This is a genomic window from Hyphomicrobium zavarzinii ATCC 27496 (genome assembly GCF_000383415.1).
In the GTDB taxonomy this organism is placed as follows: domain Bacteria; phylum Pseudomonadota; class Alphaproteobacteria; order Rhizobiales; family Hyphomicrobiaceae; genus Hyphomicrobium_C; species Hyphomicrobium_C zavarzinii.
In genome coordinates, this window is the sequence record NZ_KB911256.1 from 494,101 (window position 1) to 512,961 (window position 18,861).

Genomic DNA, 18,861 nt, shown 5'->3' on the forward strand with positions numbered 1-18,861 from the left:
GGCCGCCAGGGGGAAGCGATGAGCGAACGTAGGGCCAAGCCCGCGCGCATTCTGGATTCGCTCGAGGAAATTATCATCGCGACGCTGCTCGCCTCAGCAACGACGCTCATTTTCGTTGCGGTGGCGCAGCGCTATGGCCTGTCGGGTGTGGCGTCTGTCTATCGATGGTCGCGCGCCGAAGGGATCGAGTGGCTGACGGGGTTCTCGCGCAGCCTGTTCTTCACCATCGCTTATGTGCGCCTTACTTGGGCGCAGGAACTCTGCATTTTCATGGTCGTCTGGATGGCGAAGTTCGGCGCCGCCTATGGCGTTCGCACCGGCATCCACGTGGGCGTCGATCTCCTGGTGGAACGGCTCACCGGGCAATCGAAGCGCATCCTGATCGTGGCGGGGCTGCTCGCGGGCGCATTGTTCACCGTGATCATCGGCACGCTCGGTGCGCATCTCGTCTGGCACATCGCCAGGACGGGCCAGACATCCGCGGTGCTCGAGGTGCCGATGTGGATCGTCTATCTCGCGGTTCCGCTGGGCTCATACCTCATGTGCTATCGTTTTATCGAGGTCGCCTGGACGTTCTGGCACACCGGAGAGCGGCCGCATCACGATCCGGGCAAGGTCGAAGGCGTTGAAACGGCGCCCGACGCGGAGGCCGCCCGATGACAGCGGCCTTCATATTCCTCGCCCTCATCGCCCTGCTCCTCGTCGGCATGCCCGTCTCGATCGCGCTCGGCCTCACGGTTCTCACTGTCCTGTTCGTGGTGACCGACGTTCCGCTCGACGCCGTGGCCTTGAAGCTCTTCACCGGCATCGAGAGCTTCGAGCTCATGTGCGTGCCGTTCTTCATCCTGGCCGGCAACTTCCTCACCCACGGCGGCGTGGCGCGGCGCATGATCCGCTTCGCGACCGCGATGACGGGACACTGGCCGGGCGGGCTCGGCCTCGCGGCCGTGGTGGCGTGCGCGATCTTCGCGGCCGTGTCCGGCTCCTCGCCCGCGACCGTCGTCGCCATCGGATCGATCATGATCCCGGCTATGGTGGCGCGCGGCTATCCGAAAAGTTTCGGCGCTGGCGTGGTTGCCTCCTCGGGCGCCCTCGGCATTCTCATTCCGCCGTCGATCGTGATGGTGCTCTATGCCGTCGCAACCTCCGGAATGGCGGTGAAGGGTCCCGGCGGAGAGCGTGTCTACGCCGCCTCCGTCGACGATCTCTTCATGGCAGGCGTGGTGCCGGGCATCATGCTCGCCACCATTCTGGCGCTGACGACGGTGTGGCTCGCCTGGCGGCGCGGCTATCCGCGCAGCGAGCGCGAATCCTGGAGTGAGCGCTTTTCGGCTTTGGCGGATTGCTTCTGGGGGCTGGCACTCATCGTGATCGTGATGGGCGGAATCTACGGCGGCGTCTTCACACCCACCGAGGCGGCGGCCGTAAGCGCGGTCTATGCTTTCATCGTCGCGGTTTACATCTATCGGGACTTGAAGCTCTCCGACGTTCCGCGCGTGCTGCTCGCCTCGGCCAGCATGAGCGCCATGCTTCTCTACATCATCACCAATGCCGTACTGTTCTCGTTCCTGCTGACGCACGAGCAGATCCCGCAAGCGATCGCGGATTGGCTGGTGGCGCAAGGCTTCGGAAAGATCTCGTTCCTTGCCGTGGTAAATGTCGTGCTGCTCGTTGCCGGCTGCTTCATGGAGCCCGCTTCGGTGACGCTGATCCTGGCGCCGATCCTGTTTCCGGTCGCAGCCCAGCTCGGCGTCGATCCGGTTCACTTCGGCATCATCATGGTGGTCAACATGGAGATCGGCATGCTGACGCCGCCCGTTGGGCTCAATCTCTATGTCGCGAGCGGAATCTCGCGCCTTGGCCTCACCACCATGTCACGCGCGGTTCTTCCGTGGCTCGTGACGATGATCGGCTTCCTGTTCCTGGTGACCTACTGGCCGGACCTCTCGCTCGCGCTGCCGCGCTGGCTCGGCATGATGCGATAGAAAAACCCTCCCCCCGCCTTTGCGGAGAGAGGGTTAGGATGAGAGGCAGCCGCTTGTGCCGCGGCTTGCGCCCTCCCTGCAGGATTTCAAACCATCATCGTTCCGGGCGCTGTCTGTCCGTAACGGGATGCATCAGCCGAATGCGCCCCAGTGGTGCGAGATGCCCGTGCCGATCTCGCGCACGAGCTCGTAGGCCTTCTCCATCGGCTCCAGGATTTCCGTCTCGATGCGGCCGTAGTCGTCGATGCCCTTCGGAAGATACGTCGCCTTTTCGTTGAAGGCGGCGTCGTCGTAAGCGCCCGAGGCCCGCCGCGGGAACGCCTGGCGCACCACGTTGATCACCTCGGGGATCTCGAGCCCGAGAGCTTGCCGAATGATCTGGTCGTGGGTGACCTCGTTGGTCGGCGTGAAGCGCGGAAGCTGCGCGGTGAGAATGAAGATGCGCATGATCAGCGCCGCGCGGATCGCCTGAAGCAGATCGAGCTCCATGCGATGATCGTCGGGCAGCTTGCCGCCTTCGAGGCCGATCTCCTCCAGAATGCCATGCAACTCGATGGCGTCGAGGCGAAGATAGTGGGCAAGGCCGTTGATCTTCTGGGCCCGGTCGTCGTCGAGCAGGTGCTCGGCCAGGAACTTGAAGGCGCCGTCGAGATGCGGCTCCCGTGCCCAGGAAGCGCGCTGCGCCCAGAAGCCGGGATCGAACACGATGGCGTTGACGCCGACCGCGTTGAGGCTCGAAAGCTGCTTGGCACGCGCGATCATCTCGATCAACGGACGCAGGCGCTGCGATCTCTTCGCCATTTCGACGAAGCGCTCGCGATCACTTCCCACTGCCGCGCCGAGCCCGGCCACCACGTTCGCCACATAGCCGAACTGCTGAAGGATGGCGTTGTTCGGAATGGCGCGCATGCGGGCGGGATCGCCGCGATCGGAGTGATGCTCGCCCTGCCTCTTGACCGGGCGTGAGCCCGTCTTGAACAGCAGGTTCGCGCCGAACGCGCCGAGCAGCGCCCGGTAGCCCGGATGCGCGAAGAGCTCCTGCTGGTAGTCGCGAAGACGGAGCTGGAAGTCGAGCGCGAGATTGGTGTCCGTGTAGAACGGATCCTCGCCCTCGCCCGGGTCCTTGCCGCTCATGACGATGGTGGCGAGCGCGCGCTGTGCGAACAGGCGGTTGGCAAAATAGAGATAGCCGTCGCCGCCCTGGAAGCTCGTCTCGTGCTTCACCGGCAGGCCGTGCCGGAAGAAGCGCCAGCGAGATTCGCCGGGGAACACGTAGCGCAGGCGCCGGCGGAGCGGGCCGGGATGCGCGCCGCGGCCCATGCTTTCGCCGTGCGTGGAGAAGATGAGCGTCTCGACGCCCGGAACGTTCGCCTTCCGCACCACTTCCGCAAGTCCGTGATGCAGGCGCTCATGCGCGAGGCCGGCCGCGATCTGGCCGATGAAGCGGCCCGCGTCCGAGTAGCCGGTCTGCACGGCAAGGCGGCCGCGCTTCGAGACGTACTCGCGATAGGCGTCGGTCGACAGCAGGCGCTCGATGAGGCGCGGGCCGGTCTCGAGCGCGGCCGGCGTCTCGAATAGCGGCGAGATGTCGACGATCTCCGAAACGCCGAACAGCTTGGCGAAATAGACGGCGATCAGGATCGTGGCCGGGCTTTCGCACTCCGCGATCAGGTAGCGGATGGGTGTGTCGGCGTCGAGATGCTTGGCGATCTGGGCGACCATCGCGAACTGGCGGATCGCGGTGGCGTTCTCGAGATCGAGCGTCTCGAAGTTCACATCCTCCGGCTTCACCGTGTTGATCATCTCGACGATGCGGGCCTGCGCCTGCCGCTCCGTGAGATTGCGCGTCCAGCTCTCGTGCACGAAGGCGCGGAACGCGTTGTTGATCTGCACCGCGTTGACGCGCACGTGGATGTGGCTCATGCCGAGGCCAGTGGCGCGCAGCAGGCCGGCGAGCGCCGTCACGGCGACCTTGGCCTTCTTGTCCTCCACCGTGTCCACGATCTGCTCGAACAGCGCGAGCAGCGGCTTGGCGCTGGTGATGGCGTGGCCGTCGCTTTGCGTGATGACGTTTGCGGCCTGCGCCAGCGTGAACCCGTCCTTGCCGACGGCGCTCAGCGCTTTGATCTGCGCTTCCGTTGCCGCGATCGCGAGATCGAGCTTGCCGGTCATCTGGCGCGTGAGCCGCTGGATCTCGCCGCCCTCGCCGAGCAGGGGCTTCAGCGCGAGAAAGCGCTCACGGATGTCCGCGAGCGCCGCCATCTTTTCCTTGAGGCGCACGATGAACGAGAACGACCACTTGATGTCCGTACGCCCGTCGAGGTCGTATCCCACCCACGACGCGAACGTTGCGAGCTGCGGGTCGGCCTTGAGCGCCTGGGCGCCATAGCTCGCGTAGGCGGTGTCGAAGAAGTCGGTCAGGAGGTCGAAATAGGCATCCCGCAAGCTGCGGATCGCGCTCTGGACGCGTGCGTGCTCGTACTCGAGCGTCAGGTTCGGATCGGGGCGATGCGGTAGCCCGATGGTCTGGCCCTCGGCCGAGCCGGAGATGGCGATCTCGGCCATCCGGTTCGAAAGGGCTTCCGACAGTCCGAACGTCGGATGCGCGGTGAACACAATGCCGTTACGGGCGCGGGCAAAGCGCGCCTTGAATGCCTCGAAATCCTTGCCCGCTGCGGTCTGGGCCACGAAGTCGGAGAATTCTTTGCGGGTTGCAGCCTCGCTCTCCACGCCGATCTGCTCCTTGAGCAGGAGCGCGCGGTGGACGCAGGCGCTGTCCATCAGGCGCGTTGCGAGCGTTTTGAGATCGTCGAAGCTGATCGCGCCGGATTCGAGCTTTCTGGAAAGGTCGAAGGCGATCGCCACGATCGGATTGAGCGTCGGCTGATCGGGAATTTGCGAGCGAAGCGCCTTGAGCTCGGCGCGAAGGGCGGTTTCGTCGATCTTGGAATAGCCGGGGGACGGCTTGTTTGACATCGTGTTCTCCACATCCGCCCCGGAATAGCGGGGCTCGCATCTCGAGAGTCCCAAGGCAGGGAGAGGGGCCCGGCGGCCTTTCGGACCGCCGGGTCGTCTGAGCCGGATCTGCCATCGGGCGCAGCGCCAGCTCTGACCTAAAGTGCATCCTGAGAAGTGGGAACCGCTTCTCAGGAATGAGCACGTAAGCGCAGGGCCCTACGCGGCCTTGCGCGCTGCCAGGACCTTCTGCACCGTCGCGCCCATCTCGGAAGGAGTAGGAGCGATCGCGACGCCGCAATTCGCCAGGATGTCGACCTTCTCCGAAGCCGACTCGCCGAACGCCGAGACGATGGCGCCCGCGTGGCCCATGCGGCGGCCCTTCGGGGCCGAAAGGCCCGCGATGTAGGCCACAACCGGCTTCTTGAAGTGGTCGCGGATGTACTCACCGGCCTCGGCTTCCTGCGGACCGCCGATCTCGCCGATCATCATCACGGCGTCGGTCTCGGGGTCCTCGGCGAAGTGCTCGAGAACGTCCTTGAACGACGAGCCGTTGATCGGGTCGCCGCCGATGCCGACCGAGGTCGAGACGCCGATGCCGAGCGCCTTGAGCTGGGAAGCGGCCTCGTAGCCGAGCGTGCCCGAGCGGCCGACGATGCCGACGCGGCCGGGCATGTAGATGTGCCCGGGCATGATGCCGAGCATGGCCTTGCCCGGCGAGATGGTGCCGGCGCAGTTCGGACCCGTGAGAACCATACGGTTCTCTTTCTTATAGCGGCGCATGTAGCGCTTCACGCGGATCATGTCCTGCGTGGGGATGCCGTCCGTGATGCAGACGCAGTACTTGATGCCCGCGTCGGCCGCTTCCATGATCGCATCCGCCGCGAAGGGCGGCGGCACGAACACGATGGAGGCTTCCGCCTTGGTCTCGTCCACGGCGCCCTTCATGGTGTTGAACACCGGACGGCCGAGATGAGTGCTGCCGCCCTTGCCGGGCGTCACGCCGCCGACCACGTTCGTGCCGTAGTCGATCATCTCCTGCGCGTGGAAAGTACCGATGCGCCCCGTAAAGCCTTGCACGAGGATCGGCGTATTTTCGTTGATGAAGATGGCCATTCTCGTTCCTCCCTACGCGGCATTCTTGGCTGCGGACACAGCCTTGTTCGCGGCGTCTGCCAGCGTCTCCGCGCTGATCATGGTGAGGCCGCTCTGATCGATGATCTTGCGGCCCTCCTCGACGTTGGTGCCAGCGAGGCGCACGACGATCGGAATCTTGATGTCGAGCTCCTTGATGGCGTCGACGACGCCCTTGGCCACCCAGTCGCAGCGGTTGATGCCGGCGAACACGTTGACGAGGATCGCCTTCACGTTCTTGTCGCGCAGCACCGCCTTGAACGACTTCGTCACGCGCTCGGGGCTTGCGCCGCCGCCGATGTCGAGGAAGTTCGCGGGCTCGCCGCCGGCCAGCTTGATCATGTCGAGCGTGGCCATGGCGAGGCCGGCGCCGTTCACGATGCAGCCGATGTCGCCATCGAGGCCGACGTAGGAAAGACCGCGGTCGTTGGCGTAGGTCTCGCGCGGATCCTCCTGGCTCTTGTCGCGCAGCTCCGCGATCTGCGGACGGCGGAAGAGCGCGTTCTCGTCGAAGCTCATCTTCGCGTCGAGCGCGACGACCTGCTTCTGCTTGGTGATGACGAGCGGGTTGATCTCGAGCATCGAGGCGTCGAGGTCGCGGAAGGCGCGGTAGCAGCCGAGGATGACACGCTCGAGCTTGCTGATGATCTCCGGCTCTGCGCCGAGACCGAATGCGACTTCACGAGCCTGAAAGCCCTGCATGCCGACCGCGGGATCGACCTGCACCTTGATGATGGTGTCGGGCTGGCTGTGGGAGATTTCCTCGATGTCCATGCCGCCAGCCGCCGACGAGACGACGACGATGCGCTCGGCGGCACGGTCCATCACGAAGGAGAGATAGATCTCCTTGTCGATGTCGGTCGCTTCCTCGATGTAGAGGCGCGAGACGAGCTTGCCCGAGGGCCCGGTCTGCACCGTAACGAGCTTCTTGCCGAGCAGGCCTTCGGCCGCGCTCTCGATCTCGCTATCGGACTTGCAGACCTTGATGCCGCCGGCCTTGCCGCGCGCACCTGAGTGGATCTGGGCCTTGACGACCCACCGCGATCCACCGATTTCGTTGGCGCGGTAGACGGCCTGTTCCGGGCTGTAGGCGAGGCCACCGCGCGGAACGGGCACGTTGAACTTCGAAAGAAGCTCCTTTGCCTGGTACTCGTGAATGTCCATTTCGGACCTCCTTGGGTGTTTCCTGCAGGCTGCCTGTTCTTATTTTGCGCGGGCTGCTTCCGCGGCCTTGATTGCGGCGGCCGTGGCGATGAGGTTCTTCGCCATCTTCTCTGAGGCGGCGTCGATCATCTTGCCGTCGAGCGAAGCAGCGCCCTTGCCCTGAGCCTCGGCTTCCTTGAGGGCGACGAGGATGCGCTCGGCGCGCTCCACTTCCTTCGCGGTGGGCGAGTAGATCTCGTTGGCGAGCTCGATCTGCGAGGGATGGATGGCCCACTTGCCTTCCATGCCGAGAGCGGCGCCGCGGCGCGCAGCGGCCTTATAGCCTTCCGGATCGTCGATGCCGCCGAACGGGCCGTCGATGGGACGCAGGCCGAACGCGCGGCAGGCGACCGTCATGCGCGACAGCGGGAAGTGCCACTGGTCGCCCGGATAGTCGGGGTTCAGGCCGCCGATGACGACGGTACGGGCCTTGTTGAAGGCCGAGTAGTCGGCAACGCCGAAGTGCATGGACTCGAGGCGGCTGTTGGCCGACGCGATCGCCTCGACGTTGGCCATGCCGAGCGGGGTCTCGATGAGGGCTTCGGTGCCGATCTGGTTCTTGAGGCCCTTGGCAACCTCGATCTGGCTGACGATGCACTCGACCGTGTAGACGTCGGCCGGGACGCCGACCTTCGGGATGAGGATGGTGTCGAGCTTCGAGCCGGCCTGCTCCACGATGTCGACGACGTCGCGATACATGTAGTGCGTGTCGAGGCCGTTGATGCGGACGGAGACGCTCTTGCCAGCGCCCTTCCAGTCGAGATCGTTGAGGGCCTGGATGATGTTCTTGCGGGCCTGCTCCTTCTCGGGCGGAGCGACGGCGTCTTCGCAATCGAGGAACACGTAGTCAGCGGCGCTCTTGATTGCGCGATCGATCATCGTCGGGTTCGAGCCCGGAACGGCGAGATACGAACGCTGCAAGCGCTGCTTACGCGTGGGGTAGAGAGTGAAGCTCATGGGGGCGTTTCCTCTGAGTAAGACGTTTATTCTGGATACGAAAGCGGAACGGTCCGAAACGGCCCGAGACCGGGGGACACGTCGATGTGTGGTGGAGATTGAGGAAAGGCGGCGCGCGAGATGCGCGCCGCCTTGAAGATCAAGCAGCCTTGGAGAGAGCGGGCTTGGTCGCCGTCTTGCTGAAGTACTCAGCCGCAGCACCGGTGCCCGAGCCGAACTTGATCGGCACGCCGCAATCCTTGAGCGTCATTTCGACGTTGAACAGGGCGCTGCCGATCATGCCCTCGTCGAGGGCGCCGAGGTGACCGATGCGGAACACGCGGCCGTTGAGCTTGTTGAGGCCGGTTCCGAGCGACGTGTTGTAACGGTAGTAAGCCGTCTTCAGCACGTTGTTGGCATCGATGCCCTCAGGCACGACGATCGCGGACACCGTGTCCGAGTGCCACTTCGGCTCCTTGGCGCAGAGCTTGAGGCCCCAGGCGTCGACCGCAGCGCGCACGCCCGAGGCGAGACGCGTGTGGCGGGCAACGATGTTATCGATGCCTTCGGCGAAGATCAGGTTGAGCGAAGCGCGCAGGCCGCGGATGAGCTGCGTGGCCGGCGTGTAGGGGAAGAAGCCAAGATCGTTGGTCTTGATCATGTCTTCCCAGGAGAAGAAGCAGCGGTTCATGCGGCCGTTGAGGCTCTTGTTGGCGTCGAGAGCCTTCTGGCTGACGGCGAGGATGCCGAGGCCCGTCGGAAGCATGAAGCCCTTCTGCGAGCCGGAGACGCAAGCGTCAACGCCCCACTCGCCCATGCGCATGTCGAGCGAGCCGACCGACGAGACGCCGTCGACGAAGAGGAGCGCGGGGTGCTTGGCGGCATCGAGCGCCTTGCGCACGCCGGCGATGTCGGAGGACACGCCCGTCGCGGTCTCGTTGTGCGTCGCGAACACGGCCTTGATCTCGTGCGCGGTGTCCTTGGCGAGGATGTCGGCATACTTCTCGAGCGGAACGCCCGTGCCCCACTCCTCGTCACAAAGAACGACCTTGAGGCCGAGGCGCTCTGCCATGTCGACCCAGAGCAGCGAGAACTGGCCGAAGCGGCTCATCAGAACCTTGTCGCCGACGGCGAGGGTGTTGGTGATGGCCGACTCCCAGGCGCCCGTACCGGACGAGGGGAAGATGAAAACGCGGCCGTCCTTCATCTTGAAGACCTTCTTCAGGTCCTCGAAGATCGGCAGCGTGAACTTCGGGAATTCGGGGCTGCGCATGTCCTCCATGGGGATGTTCATCGCCATGCGGACGGCATCGGGAACATTGGTCGGGCCAGGAATGAAGAGGTGCGGCGTCACCATGGTCATAGTCGTCTCCTCCAGAGTCGAGCTTCGAGTTTTTTGCCCCAATCTTAGCTTCTTGGTTGCGAAGCGTCAGCCCATAGCGGCCGGGCGTCGCGCAAAAAGGTCAAACTAGCGCGGCTCGCGCAAAAAAGGTCCGTGTCCTTCATTGCGAGAGCGTTGAGTTCACTGTGCGTCGTGATTGGTCTCCGGATGAGCTACCGGTTGGATGCGCTGAGCGCCTTGAAGGCAACTCGTAAGCATCCTCTTAACGGTGCACAACACCCGGAGGGGCGACGTCAGAAAATCTCTTGGGTAGGCTTATGAGCGGTGTTGCCTGCGGTGGGAATTGCCCACTTGGGTAGTTTTAGGCCTACCCACCCTGCGGCTTAAGTGCTTCGAGCAGAAACCCAAACCGGTTATCCGACAAGACGCGGGAAGTATCAACGGTCATCGCGCACGGATTGCCGTGCCATGAACAGCGCGACCGCCATCGCGCGATTGTTGACGTTGAGCTTATCGTACAGGTTTTTCAGGTGGTACTTCACCGTATTGCGCGAGATGCCGATACGGGCCGCGATCTGAAGATTGGACCAGCCGTCCGCCAGCGCTGCGAGCAGCTCGCGCTCGCGCACAGTGAGCACGTCGAGCGGATCCTTGCTCGCTGCATCGATGTCTACGTACGGAAACGAAACACGCCCGTGCGAAACGGTCGAGATCGCCTCGAGCAGAACCTCGGGCTCGTCGCTCTTCGACATGAAGCCCCACGCGCCCGCCTTGATGGTGCGGCGCAGCACTTCGGTGCCCGGCTCGCCCGTGTAGACGATGGAGCGGACTGAGAGGTCGCGTTTCTTGATCTCGGACAGCAGATCGCCTCCGATCATGTCGGGAAGCTGCCAGCCGATGATGGCGATGTCGACGGCCTGGCTTTCCATGAGGTTGAGCAGGGCCGCCCCTGTTGCGACGGCGGCCACCACCGTGAAACGTCCGTCTCGCGAGATGATATCGACGAGCCCCGTGCGAACGACGGGGTTCTTGTCGGCGATGGCGATGTTGCGGCGGCTCTCTGTCGGCATGATGGTTACTTTATCCGCCCAAGCTGCGCCGGAGCCAGCGCGAACCGCCGGTATGGCGAATGCGCCGCGCGTCAGCTGTACGCAGGATTAAGCATGAGTCGTCGGCCCGCGGGCGATCCCCGGTCAATCTCAGGCGCCTGGCTCGCGAAAAGATGTGGTGGCCCGCACCAGCTCGTGGATGATGCCGGGCTCGGTCATGGCGTGTCCCGCGTCGGCTACGATACGCAACTCGGCAGAGGGCAGCGCTTTTTTGAGGTCCCAGGCATTACGGACAGGCGTCACCACGTCGTAGCGCCCGTGCACCAGAACGGCTGGAATGCCGTCTGCCTTGTGAGCCTGCTTCAGAAGAGCGCCGTCCTCTGAGAGAAAGCCGCGGTTGAAGAAGTAGTGGCACTCGATGCGGGCGAACGCGAGGGCATAGGCCGGATTGGCGAACGAGCGCACCCGGATCGGATCCTCGATGAGCGAAAGCGTCGTCCCCTCCCACACGCTCCAGGCTTCGGCGGCGGGAATGTGGACGCGCGGATCGGGATCGGTGAGGCGCCTGTAATAGGCCGCGATCATGTCGCCGCGCTCCTCCGGCGGAATGATGCGCTCGAAAGCGTCCCACGCCTCGGGAAACAGGTGGCTGCAGCCGTTCTGATAAAACCAGTCGAGTTCGCTCTTGCGCAACAGGAAGATGCCGCGCAGCACCATCGAGGTCACGCGCGCGGGATGCGTTTCGGCATAGGCCAGCGCCAGCGTCGAGCCCCACGAGCCGCCGAACAGTTGCCAGCGCTCGATATCGAGGTGGTGCCGCAGACGCTCCATGTCCGCGACCAGATGCCAGGTCGTGTTGTTCTCGATCGAGGCGTTGGGCCGGGATTTGCCGCAGCCGCGCTGATCCAGCAGGATGATGCGGTAGTGTCTCGGGTCGTGGAAGCGGCGCATGGCGGGATTGCACCCTCCGCCAGGCCCTCCGTGCACGATCAGCACCGGCGCGCCGCGCGGGTTTCCGCACTCCGCGTAATAGAGCGTGTGCCCGTCGCCCGTTTCGAGAAACCCGTCGTTGAACAGGTCGCGCGGCGGATAGAGTGTAAGACGCTCTCGGGACGACATCGGCTTTCCAATTCACTTGCGGTGCCCTGAGCGCGCAAGGCCCCGCAGGGCGGCTAGGTGCGCTGGGCCTTCTTGCGCCGCTGGTGGCGCATCTCGCGATCGTAGAGGATTTCGCCGCCCGGTACTCTGATATCGCGCACGAGCTCGAGCAGAGTTTTCTGAGGGCCGGGCGTTGCGAGCGCGACCGCGATGGTCGCCACAGCGCCCGCCGGAAGCCCGATGGCCGCCGCGAGGGCGCTGTCCGTTCCGGTGAGCCCCGCTTCACCCGCGATGATGGCAAGCACAGTGACGCCGAACCCCGTCGCCATGCCTGCGACCGCACCGAAGGCATTGAGGCGCTTCCACCAGATGGAAAGCACGAGCACGGGGAAGGTCGATGCGCCGGTGAGCGCCACGGCCCAGAGCACGAGCTTCAGCGGATCTGTGGGGGCTGCGAGCGCGATCAGGCCCGCGACCGCCGCCGCCGTTCCGAGCGCGAGCCGCGAGACGATGAGGCGTGGGCCCGTCCGTGCCGGCGACCAGCTCAGCCCGTAGACGATGTCCTCGGCCAGGATATTTCCGAGCGCGAGCGCCACCGCCCCCGCGGTCGCCAGCGCTGCCGCCACCACGCCTCCTGCCGCCAGATAGACGAGCGCTGCCGGCATCTCGGCTGCGATGGGCAGACTGAGGAGTACGTCGTCGCGGCTCACGTTGAAGCTCGAGAGCGTGGGGCGGCCATCGCCGGCCACGCTCAGGATGCCGCGCTCCCGCAAAGCGTCGAACCACTCCGGAAAGCGCACCTGCCCCACCGCCGTCACGAGATCGGTGAGGTAGTCGCGCATGAAGATGGCCACCGAGGCGATCGTCAGCATTGCGATGCCGAACAGGAAGGTCGCCCATCCGAGCGACTTGCGGGCTTCATACACGCCGGGAGTGCCCGCGACGCGCGGCAACAGCCACGGCGCGCTCGCGATCCCCGAGAGCAGCGTCAGGATGATGATGACGAAAGCCAGCGGTCCCACGCTGCCGAACGCGTCCGAGTAGCGCTTGGCAATCGGCGCGAGCCCCTCGCCCGGCATGTCGAAGGCAAGCGCGGGGGGCAGAATGATGGGCAGGCCTTGGGCAGCTTCCGCGCGTCCCATCATGCGCAGCACCGGCCCGCTCGAAAGCTGCGGCAGCGGCAGGTTGGTCACGATCACACCGACGATGGCGATCGGCACCAGGAGGGCGATCAACGCCGCGATGCTCTGGGCCGACGACGACCACGCGAACGACCGCATTCCGCCCGCCGCGAGCGTCAGCACGATGACGGCGACGAGCAGCATCACCGCGAGCCCAGACGGCATCGGATAGAACCAGACGGCCGCATGGGCGCCGATCCTGAGTTCCGCCGCCATGACGAGCAGCATCGGCACGGCGAGAATGCCGCCCGCCACCAGCCGGAGCGCCCGGCTTTCGAACCGCTTTCCGAGGTAGCTCGGCACCGTGAATGCGCCGAATTTGCGGAAGAACGGCGCGAGCAGCACGGCCATCACCACGAAGCCGGCTAACCCGCCGATGACGATGCAGAGCGCATCGAACCCAATGAGGAAGAATGCGCCTGTCAGCGCCACGAGCCCCGTCGCGCCGAGCGCCGTCTGCGCGAGCACAAGGCCGGTATAGAACGCGGGCACGCGACGGCCCGCCGCGAAATAGTCGATCGGCTCGCTGCTGTAGGCGGCCAGTCCGATGATGGCGTAGAACGCGATCGGCCCGAGGAACATGGCAAGCCGCAGCGTGCTGTCGGAAACGCCCAGGCCCTCGAGGATGAGAACGAGCAGCGTGAGCGCGACGAACGCGCTCATGAAGATGCCGAAATAGGTGCCGAGCCGCGGATTGACGTATCCGGTCCGATGCGAGAACGGCATGGCCTCAGCGCTCCATGCGAGCGATGTCCCGTGCCCGCGAGGGCGCCGGTCGGGCGAGGCGCACGCTACGCATCCTCGTGCGCGCCGTGCCAGTGGTCGATGGCGTCCTGCCGGTTCACGAAGCTCGCGACCGTGACGACGGCGATCAGCACGAGCCCGTGCAGGCTGAGGAAGTAGCCGAGCGGGAACCCCATGAACTTGGACGAGTTCAGCCGGTCCGCATAGAGCGGCAGCACCAGCATCACCGCGAGAAATGGCAAGAGGCTCGCGAGCATCTGCCACTTCGTGTGCCGCCAGTAGGGTTTTCTCTCGCGCCGTTCGATCATGACGGTGTTCAGTCTCCCCGTTCCTGTCCCGCCATCAGGTGCGGGGCAGATGTGGTTCCAATGAGGCAGAGGCCTGAAGACGCTATTGGATCAGCCGGCCTCAGACCAACTGGCTGTTTGCTCTCGGTCAACTGCTCACCTAGCATCCGGCCATCGGCTCAGAGCGAGTCGGGATTTTAGGTGTCTAGAGGAATTCTACGATGTCGATACTGTCCGAATTCAAGGAATTTGCAATGCGGGGGAATGTTATTGACCTCGCTGTCGGCGTGATCATCGGTGCCGCGTTCTCCCCCATCGTCACCACGCTGGTCGAGAATATCATTATGCCGCCGATCGGCTATATCCTGGCAGGCATAGATTTCAGCGCCCTCGCGATCACCCTCCCGACCCCCACGGGCGACGGCGTGCTGATCAAGTACGGCCTCTTCCTCAACGCCGTTCTCAAGTTCCTGATCACGGCGGCGGCAATCTTCCTGCTCATCCGCGCCATCAACAAGTTCAAGAAGCCCGCCGCGGCCGAGGCCCCGCCCCCGCCGCCGTCGGAGATCTACCTGCGCGAAATCCGCGACGCGCTGGTGAAGAAATAGCGAAGCGAAGGCGTAGCCGGCCGGACTGTCCGGCCGGTTACCCGATGACGTCTCAGGCGAGGGGAGGCGAGGCGCGCCGCAGCGGAGCTTCCGAGCCGAGCACCGCACTACGGAAAGCCATGTAGCTCTGGTCGATACGCGCCGCGTCGGCGTCGAAGCCGGCCACATGCGCGATCGTCGCCTCTGCAACGCGATCCAGCGCCTCCGCGATCTCGGCGGGCCAGGGTGCGAAGCGAACCCCGAACGAGCTTTCGAGAACCCGCCGGGCCAGCCGGTCGTGCACGCGCGCTTCCGCCAGCGAGGCTTGGTATTCCTCGCCCGCCGCCGCCGCGAAGATGGCGCGATCGGCCTCGGATAGGCCGTTCCAGACGGAAAGGCGGATGCTGAGAGAAAGCGCCGTGCCATGCCCGTTGAGACCGTGCCCCGTCGCATACCGGGCGGACCGGGCGACGCCGCTCGCAAGGCTGGTGACGGGCCCTCCAACCTCGGCCGCGTCCAGCGATCCCTCCTGAAGGGAAGCAGCCACCCGCTCCGGCATAAGATCATGGCCTTCGGCACCGAGGGCGCGTGCAACGTCGGCGCCGAGACCCATCGCGGCTACCCGCCGGCCCGAAAGGTCGGCGAGGCCGATGATCGGATCGCGCGACCAGAGCGCAGGGGTACCGCCCGAATGCCCGGCCAGCAGAGGCTTCCAGCCATGCTGCGCGGCAAGGTCGTCCCAGAGCATCTGTCCGCCGCCCACCGTCATCCAGTGCGCAAGATCCCCGGCGCAGAGCCCTGCCGCGCCGGGGAGACCGGCGAAATAGGCGAAGGCAGGGTGAAGGCGTGAGAAATCGTGGGCCGTGCCGTGCACGAGATCGGCCTCCTCCTGGAGGCCGCCCGGTCCGGCAGCAATCTCGATCCGGAACCGCCCGGCCGTCATGGCCTCGATACGGGCAGCAAGACGGCGGGCGCTGTCTGCGGGCCCCTGAGGCGTGTCCGCCCAAGGCATCGACAACCTGAGGAGGCTCGCGCCACCGGTCAGCCTCTCGGCAGGCGGGGAGGCCGCTTGTTCGGCTTGGGCAACGGCCGGGGATGCGGCTGCAACTGCGGCGCCACCGCTGGTGATGAGGAACTCACGACGATCCATCGGCCAGTCTCCAGTCTGCTGTCCAGGCTGCGATTGGGCTGCATCAAAGCCTAACCCAGGCCCGAAAACAACGGCCCGGAGCCACGGAACAGGCCCCCCTTACCGTGTCTTCCGACGATAGATGCCAATTAACCACGTCTTATCCAATGGATACTACCGTATCGAACACGATTGAAAGGTTTGGCGTTCCTTCGACATGCTCCCTGGTGGCGTTGGTAAGAGCAAGACGAACACACTGCTGCAGGAGTACTCGGCGCTGATCGGCGACGCGGTGCTCCGCCAGCGGACTCGTATTGCCGAACGTCAGGCTCGCCTGGAGGCGGAGCTCGCCAACCGCGTCAAATCCGAATTCATCTCCAACATGAGCCATGAGCTGCGCACGCCGCTCAACACGGTTCTGGGCTTTTCGAAGCTTTTGCGACAGCACGGCGAGCGCAAGCTCTCCGACGCCGACATCGTTCAATACGCGGGCTTGATCCAGGATTCCGCCGAGCGGCTTCTCACTGTGATCAACGACATTCTCGACATCTCGAAGCTCCGCAGCGGCACCTACGCGCTCGATGCGTTCGAGGTCGACGTGGGCGCGGTGTTGCGCGATTGCATGGAGGAGGCGGCACCGGCTGCCGCGGAAGCCGGCGTGGAGCTTTCGACGCGCGCGGCCTTCTCGATCCCTCCGATCCGTGGCGACGACGACAAGCTCGCCCAGATCTTCAAGAACCTCATTTCCAACGCCGTGAAGTTCACCCCGCGCGGCGGCACGGTCACCGCCGAGGCTTTGGCGCAAGGCAACGGCGGCGTCATGATTTCCGTCCGCGACACCGGCATCGGCATGACACCCGATGAGATCCGCATCGCGCTCGAGCCGTTCGGCCAGGTCGATGGCGCACGCACCCGCTGGCGTGAGGGCGCCGGACTGGGCCTCACCATTGCCAAGTCCCTAGTTGAGCTGCACGGCGGCGAGCTGGTGATCACCAGCGTCAAGGACAAGGGAACCGACGTAACCGTCACGTTTCCGCCGGCCCATCAGGTTTCGCCCCTCGGCGGACGTGATGCCGTGTTCGGCAACGGCGCCGTCGTTTAATCATCGAGTAGAGCAAGATTATGCAATCCGCGGCCACACCAAAGGAACCCCAGTACCACGTGCTGCCGCGTTCGATCGGCCGCATCGCCTCGGTCACGGGCTCGAAGGCTATTCTGCTGCTCGACGTCACGCACGAGAACGATCCCAAGAGCCGTGCTGATCGCCCGGAGATGGGGACGCTTCTCGCCATCGACGCCGGTGCGACGACCGTGCTCGCGACCGTGTCGGCCTTGAGCGTTCCCGTTCCCGCCCATGGCACCGAGCAGGAGATCCGCATCGCCGAGCTCGGCCTCGTGGGCGAGCTGAAGAAGGCGCCGGACGGCCGCCCCGTCGGCTTCAATCGCGGCACCACCACCTATCCGACGCTCGGAGACCGGGTTCGCTTTGCCACCAAATACGAGCTTCAGCTCACCTATGCCGGCAACGACAAGGAATGCGTGCGCATCGGCTCGATCCGCCAGGACAGCGCCATTCCGGCGATGATCCGCGTGGACGATCTCCTGGGCAAGCATTTCGCCGTCCTCGGCACCACCGGCACAGGCAAGTCCTGCTCGACGGCGCTGATCCTGCGCGCCATCCTCGAGCGCAATCCGAACGCCCATATCGTTCTGCTCGATCCCCACAACGAGTACGCCACCGCATTCGGCGATCGCGCCGAGGTCATTTCGCCCCGCACGCTCCAGCTCCCGCTCTGGCTTCTCAATTTCGAGGAGGCGGTCGAGGTTCTCGTCGGCGACACCGAGCGCAAGGGCGAGATCGAGATCCTTCAGGATCTGATCCCGCTCGCGAAGGCCCGCTACAGCGCCGGCCGCAACAGCGATCCGCAGAAGCTGCGCAAGCCCGGGCTCGACGGCAGCAAGTTCACCGTCGATACGCCGGTTCCCTACCGCATCTCCGATCTCACTAATCTGATCGACGAGCGCATGGGCAAGCTTGAGAACCGCAGGGATCTCGCGCCCTATCGCCAGCTCAAGACCCGCATCGAGACCTTCGTTCAGGACGGCCGCTACGCCTTCATGTTCGGCTCAGTCACCGTCTACGACGGCATGGCGCAGGTGCTCTCCCGCGTCTTTCGCGTGCCCGTGAACGGCAAGCCGATCACCATTCTGGAGCTGACCGGACTGCCGCCGGAGGTCGTCAACGTCGTCGTGTCCGTGCTTTGCCGCATGGCGTTCGACTTCGCGCTGTGGGGTGAAGGCAAGGTGCCGGTCACGGTGGTCTGCGAGGAAGCTCACCGCTACGTCCCTCTCAATTCCCAGATGGGGTTCGAGCCCTGCAAGCGGGCCATCGCCAAGATTGCGAAGGAAGGCCGCAAGTATGGCGCCTCGCTCTGCATCGTGACGCAGCGTCCCGCCGAGATCGACCCCACCATCCTTTCCCAGTGCAACACCGTGTTCGCGCTCCGCATGTCGAACGAGCGTGACCAGGCGATCGTGCAGTCCGCAGTCGCCGATACGGGCACCGGCATGATCGAGTTCCTTCCCGCGCTCGGCGCACGCGAGGCCATCGCCTTCGGCGACGGCGTGCCGATCCCCGTGCGCATCAAGTTCGACGAGTTGCCCGCCAATGCGCTTCCGCGCTCCACGACGGCGCGCTTCTCGGAGAAATGGCAGGAGTCGCTAGGCGACGAGGCGTTCCTCGAAGCGGTCGTCGAGCGCTGGCGCGCAGCCGGCGTGTGCGGACAGCTCGACGCTGCGAGCCAGGCCCAGCTCTTCGCCGAATCCGTCAGCCTTCCGGCATCCGTTGGATTGCCGCGCCGCGCCGAGCCCGCGCTCACGGAGCGGTTCGGTCTTGAAAGAGCCCAGCCTGAACCCGCCCCCGAGCGAACCCACGTCGATCGGCAGGGCCACGAGTTCGATACGCGCCGCGCTCCGGCGCCGGAGCCTCAGGGGCACCCGGTCGCGAGCGCGCCGCGCGAGCCCATGGCCGCCCCGCGTGTGGAGCTGCGCCGGCCGCTTTCGCCGTCGGACGTTCCGCGCACCGCGCCGGCATCGTCCGGCTTCTTGTCGCGCAACGAGCCGCCGTCTCTGTCTCAGGCAGATGCCGCCTCCGCACCGAGCAACCCTCGGCTCGCGCTCAGGGAACGCCTGTTGAAGCCCACCATTCCCCGCTGATCAGCGGCCTGGAAA

Annotated in this window: 15 protein-coding genes; 5 read left to right on the forward strand and 10 right to left on the reverse strand. The window is 65.1% G+C overall.

The features are described from left to right. Positions 1-18 precede the first annotated feature (18 nt). Both F812_RS0106380 and F812_RS0106385 read left to right on the forward strand, forming a co-directional pair. Entirely contained in the window at positions 19-660 is a 642-nt protein-coding gene (locus tag F812_RS0106380) for a TRAP transporter small permease (protein ID WP_020085131.1), read from the forward strand. Continuing rightward, entirely contained in the window at positions 657-1,985 is a 1,329-nt protein-coding gene (locus F812_RS0106385; RefSeq protein ID WP_020085132.1) for a TRAP transporter large permease, read from the forward strand. The genes F812_RS0106380 and F812_RS0106385 overlap by 4 nt, the downstream gene beginning before the upstream one ends. Positions 1,986-2,117: 132 nt before the next feature. Here F812_RS0106385 and F812_RS0106390 read toward each other — a convergent pair whose 3' ends face one another. The 9 genes from F812_RS0106390 to F812_RS0106430 all read right to left on the reverse strand — a co-directional run bounded on the left by F812_RS0106390 (position 2,118) and on the right by F812_RS0106430 (position 13,935). Continuing rightward, positions 2,118-4,961: a phosphoenolpyruvate carboxylase gene (locus F812_RS0106390; RefSeq protein ID WP_020085133.1), complete on the reverse strand. Its 2,844-nt coding sequence runs from the start codon at positions 4,959-4,961 to the stop codon at positions 2,118-2,120. Positions 4,962-5,159: 198 nt separating this feature from the next. Then, positions 5,160-6,056 (reverse strand): succinate--CoA ligase subunit alpha, encoded by an 897-nt coding sequence (sucD, locus tag F812_RS0106395; protein ID WP_020085134.1) that lies wholly within the window; start codon positions 6,054-6,056, stop codon positions 5,160-5,162. Positions 6,057-6,068: 12 nt separating this feature from the next. Beyond that, complete coding sequence (locus tag F812_RS0106400; RefSeq protein ID WP_020085135.1) at positions 6,069-7,238, reverse strand: malate--CoA ligase subunit beta; 1,170 nt, start codon at positions 7,236-7,238, stop codon at positions 6,069-6,071. 39 nt (positions 7,239-7,277) lie between these two features. Continuing rightward, the gene (locus F812_RS0106405; protein ID WP_020085136.1) at positions 7,278-8,234 is read right to left on the reverse strand and encodes an HpcH/HpaI aldolase/citrate lyase family protein; all 957 of its coding nucleotides are present in this window, start codon (positions 8,232-8,234) and stop codon (positions 7,278-7,280) included. A 139-nt stretch (positions 8,235-8,373) separates the two neighbouring features. Beyond that, positions 8,374-9,576 carry an aminotransferase class V-fold PLP-dependent enzyme gene (locus tag F812_RS0106410; RefSeq protein WP_020085137.1) on the reverse strand — a complete coding sequence of 401 codons (1,203 nt, stop codon included), beginning with the start codon at positions 9,574-9,576 and terminating at the stop codon, positions 8,374-8,376. 416 nt (positions 9,577-9,992) lie between these two features. Further along, positions 9,993-10,625 (reverse strand): response regulator transcription factor, encoded by a 633-nt coding sequence (locus tag F812_RS0106415; protein ID WP_020085138.1) that lies wholly within the window; start codon positions 10,623-10,625, stop codon positions 9,993-9,995. A 129-nt stretch (positions 10,626-10,754) separates the two neighbouring features. Continuing rightward, positions 10,755-11,723 (reverse strand): prolyl aminopeptidase, encoded by a 969-nt coding sequence (pip, locus tag F812_RS0106420; RefSeq protein WP_020085139.1) that lies wholly within the window; start codon positions 11,721-11,723, stop codon positions 10,755-10,757. A gap of 53 nt (positions 11,724-11,776) precedes the next feature. Next, the gene (locus F812_RS0106425) at positions 11,777-13,609 is read right to left on the reverse strand and encodes a solute symporter family protein (protein WP_020085140.1); all 1,833 of its coding nucleotides are present in this window, start codon (positions 13,607-13,609) and stop codon (positions 11,777-11,779) included. A 65-nt stretch (positions 13,610-13,674) separates the two neighbouring features. Then, positions 13,675-13,935, reverse strand: a complete 261-nt coding sequence (locus tag F812_RS0106430; RefSeq protein WP_020085141.1) for a DUF4212 domain-containing protein — start codon at positions 13,933-13,935, stop codon at positions 13,675-13,677. A gap of 200 nt (positions 13,936-14,135) precedes the next feature. Here F812_RS0106430 and mscL point away from each other — a divergent pair, with 200 nt between their 5' ends. Continuing rightward, positions 14,136-14,522, forward strand: a complete 387-nt coding sequence (gene mscL, locus F812_RS0106435) for a large-conductance mechanosensitive channel protein MscL (RefSeq protein ID WP_020085142.1) — start codon at positions 14,136-14,138, stop codon at positions 14,520-14,522. 52 nt (positions 14,523-14,574) lie between these two features. Here mscL and F812_RS0106440 read toward each other — a convergent pair whose 3' ends face one another. Continuing rightward, a complete protein-coding gene (locus tag F812_RS0106440) occupies positions 14,575-15,651 on the reverse strand; it encodes a type 2 periplasmic-binding domain-containing protein (protein ID WP_020085143.1) in 1,077 nt (358 codons plus the stop codon). 196 nt (positions 15,652-15,847) lie between these two features. Here F812_RS0106440 and F812_RS0106445 point away from each other — a divergent pair, with 196 nt between their 5' ends. Together F812_RS0106445 and F812_RS0106450 are read left to right on the forward strand one after the other, a co-directional pair. After that, positions 15,848-16,732 carry a sensor histidine kinase gene (locus F812_RS0106445; RefSeq protein WP_020085144.1) on the forward strand — a complete coding sequence of 295 codons (885 nt, stop codon included), beginning with the start codon at positions 15,848-15,850 and terminating at the stop codon, positions 16,730-16,732. Positions 16,733-16,791: 59 nt separating this feature from the next. Beyond that, complete coding sequence (locus F812_RS0106450) at positions 16,792-18,846, forward strand: ATP-binding protein (RefSeq protein WP_020085145.1); 2,055 nt, start codon at positions 16,792-16,794, stop codon at positions 18,844-18,846. The last annotated feature ends 15 nt before the right edge of the window (positions 18,847-18,861 follow it).

Coding starts and splice junctions, on each gene's coding strand:
- F812_RS0106380 (WP_020085131.1), top strand. CDS start 19: ATGAGCGAACGTAGGGCCAAGCCCGCGCGCATTCTGGATTCGCTCGAG.
- F812_RS0106385 (WP_020085132.1), top strand. CDS start 657: ATGACAGCGGCCTTCATATTCCTCGCCCTCATCGCCCTGCTCCTCGTC.
- F812_RS0106390 (WP_020085133.1), bottom strand. CDS start 4,961: ATGTCAAACAAGCCGTCCCCCGGCTATTCCAAGATCGACGAAACCGCC.
- sucD (WP_020085134.1), bottom strand. CDS start 6,056: ATGGCCATCTTCATCAACGAAAATACGCCGATCCTCGTGCAAGGCTTT.
- F812_RS0106400 (WP_020085135.1), bottom strand. CDS start 7,238: ATGGACATTCACGAGTACCAGGCAAAGGAGCTTCTTTCGAAGTTCAAC.
- F812_RS0106405 (WP_020085136.1), bottom strand. CDS start 8,234: ATGAGCTTCACTCTCTACCCCACGCGTAAGCAGCGCTTGCAGCGTTCG.
- F812_RS0106410 (WP_020085137.1), bottom strand. CDS start 9,576: ATGACCATGGTGACGCCGCACCTCTTCATTCCTGGCCCGACCAATGTT.
- F812_RS0106415 (WP_020085138.1), bottom strand. CDS start 10,625: ATGCCGACAGAGAGCCGCCGCAACATCGCCATCGCCGACAAGAACCCC.
- pip (WP_020085139.1), bottom strand. CDS start 11,723: ATGTCGTCCCGAGAGCGTCTTACACTCTATCCGCCGCGCGACCTGTTC.
- F812_RS0106425 (WP_020085140.1), bottom strand. CDS start 13,609: ATGCCGTTCTCGCATCGGACCGGATACGTCAATCCGCGGCTCGGCACC.
- F812_RS0106430 (WP_020085141.1), bottom strand. CDS start 13,935: ATGATCGAACGGCGCGAGAGAAAACCCTACTGGCGGCACACGAAGTGG.
- mscL (WP_020085142.1), top strand. CDS start 14,136: ATGTCGATACTGTCCGAATTCAAGGAATTTGCAATGCGGGGGAATGTT.
- F812_RS0106440 (WP_020085143.1), bottom strand. CDS start 15,651: ATGGATCGTCGTGAGTTCCTCATCACCAGCGGTGGCGCCGCAGTTGCA.
- F812_RS0106445 (WP_020085144.1), top strand. CDS start 15,848: ATGCTCCCTGGTGGCGTTGGTAAGAGCAAGACGAACACACTGCTGCAG.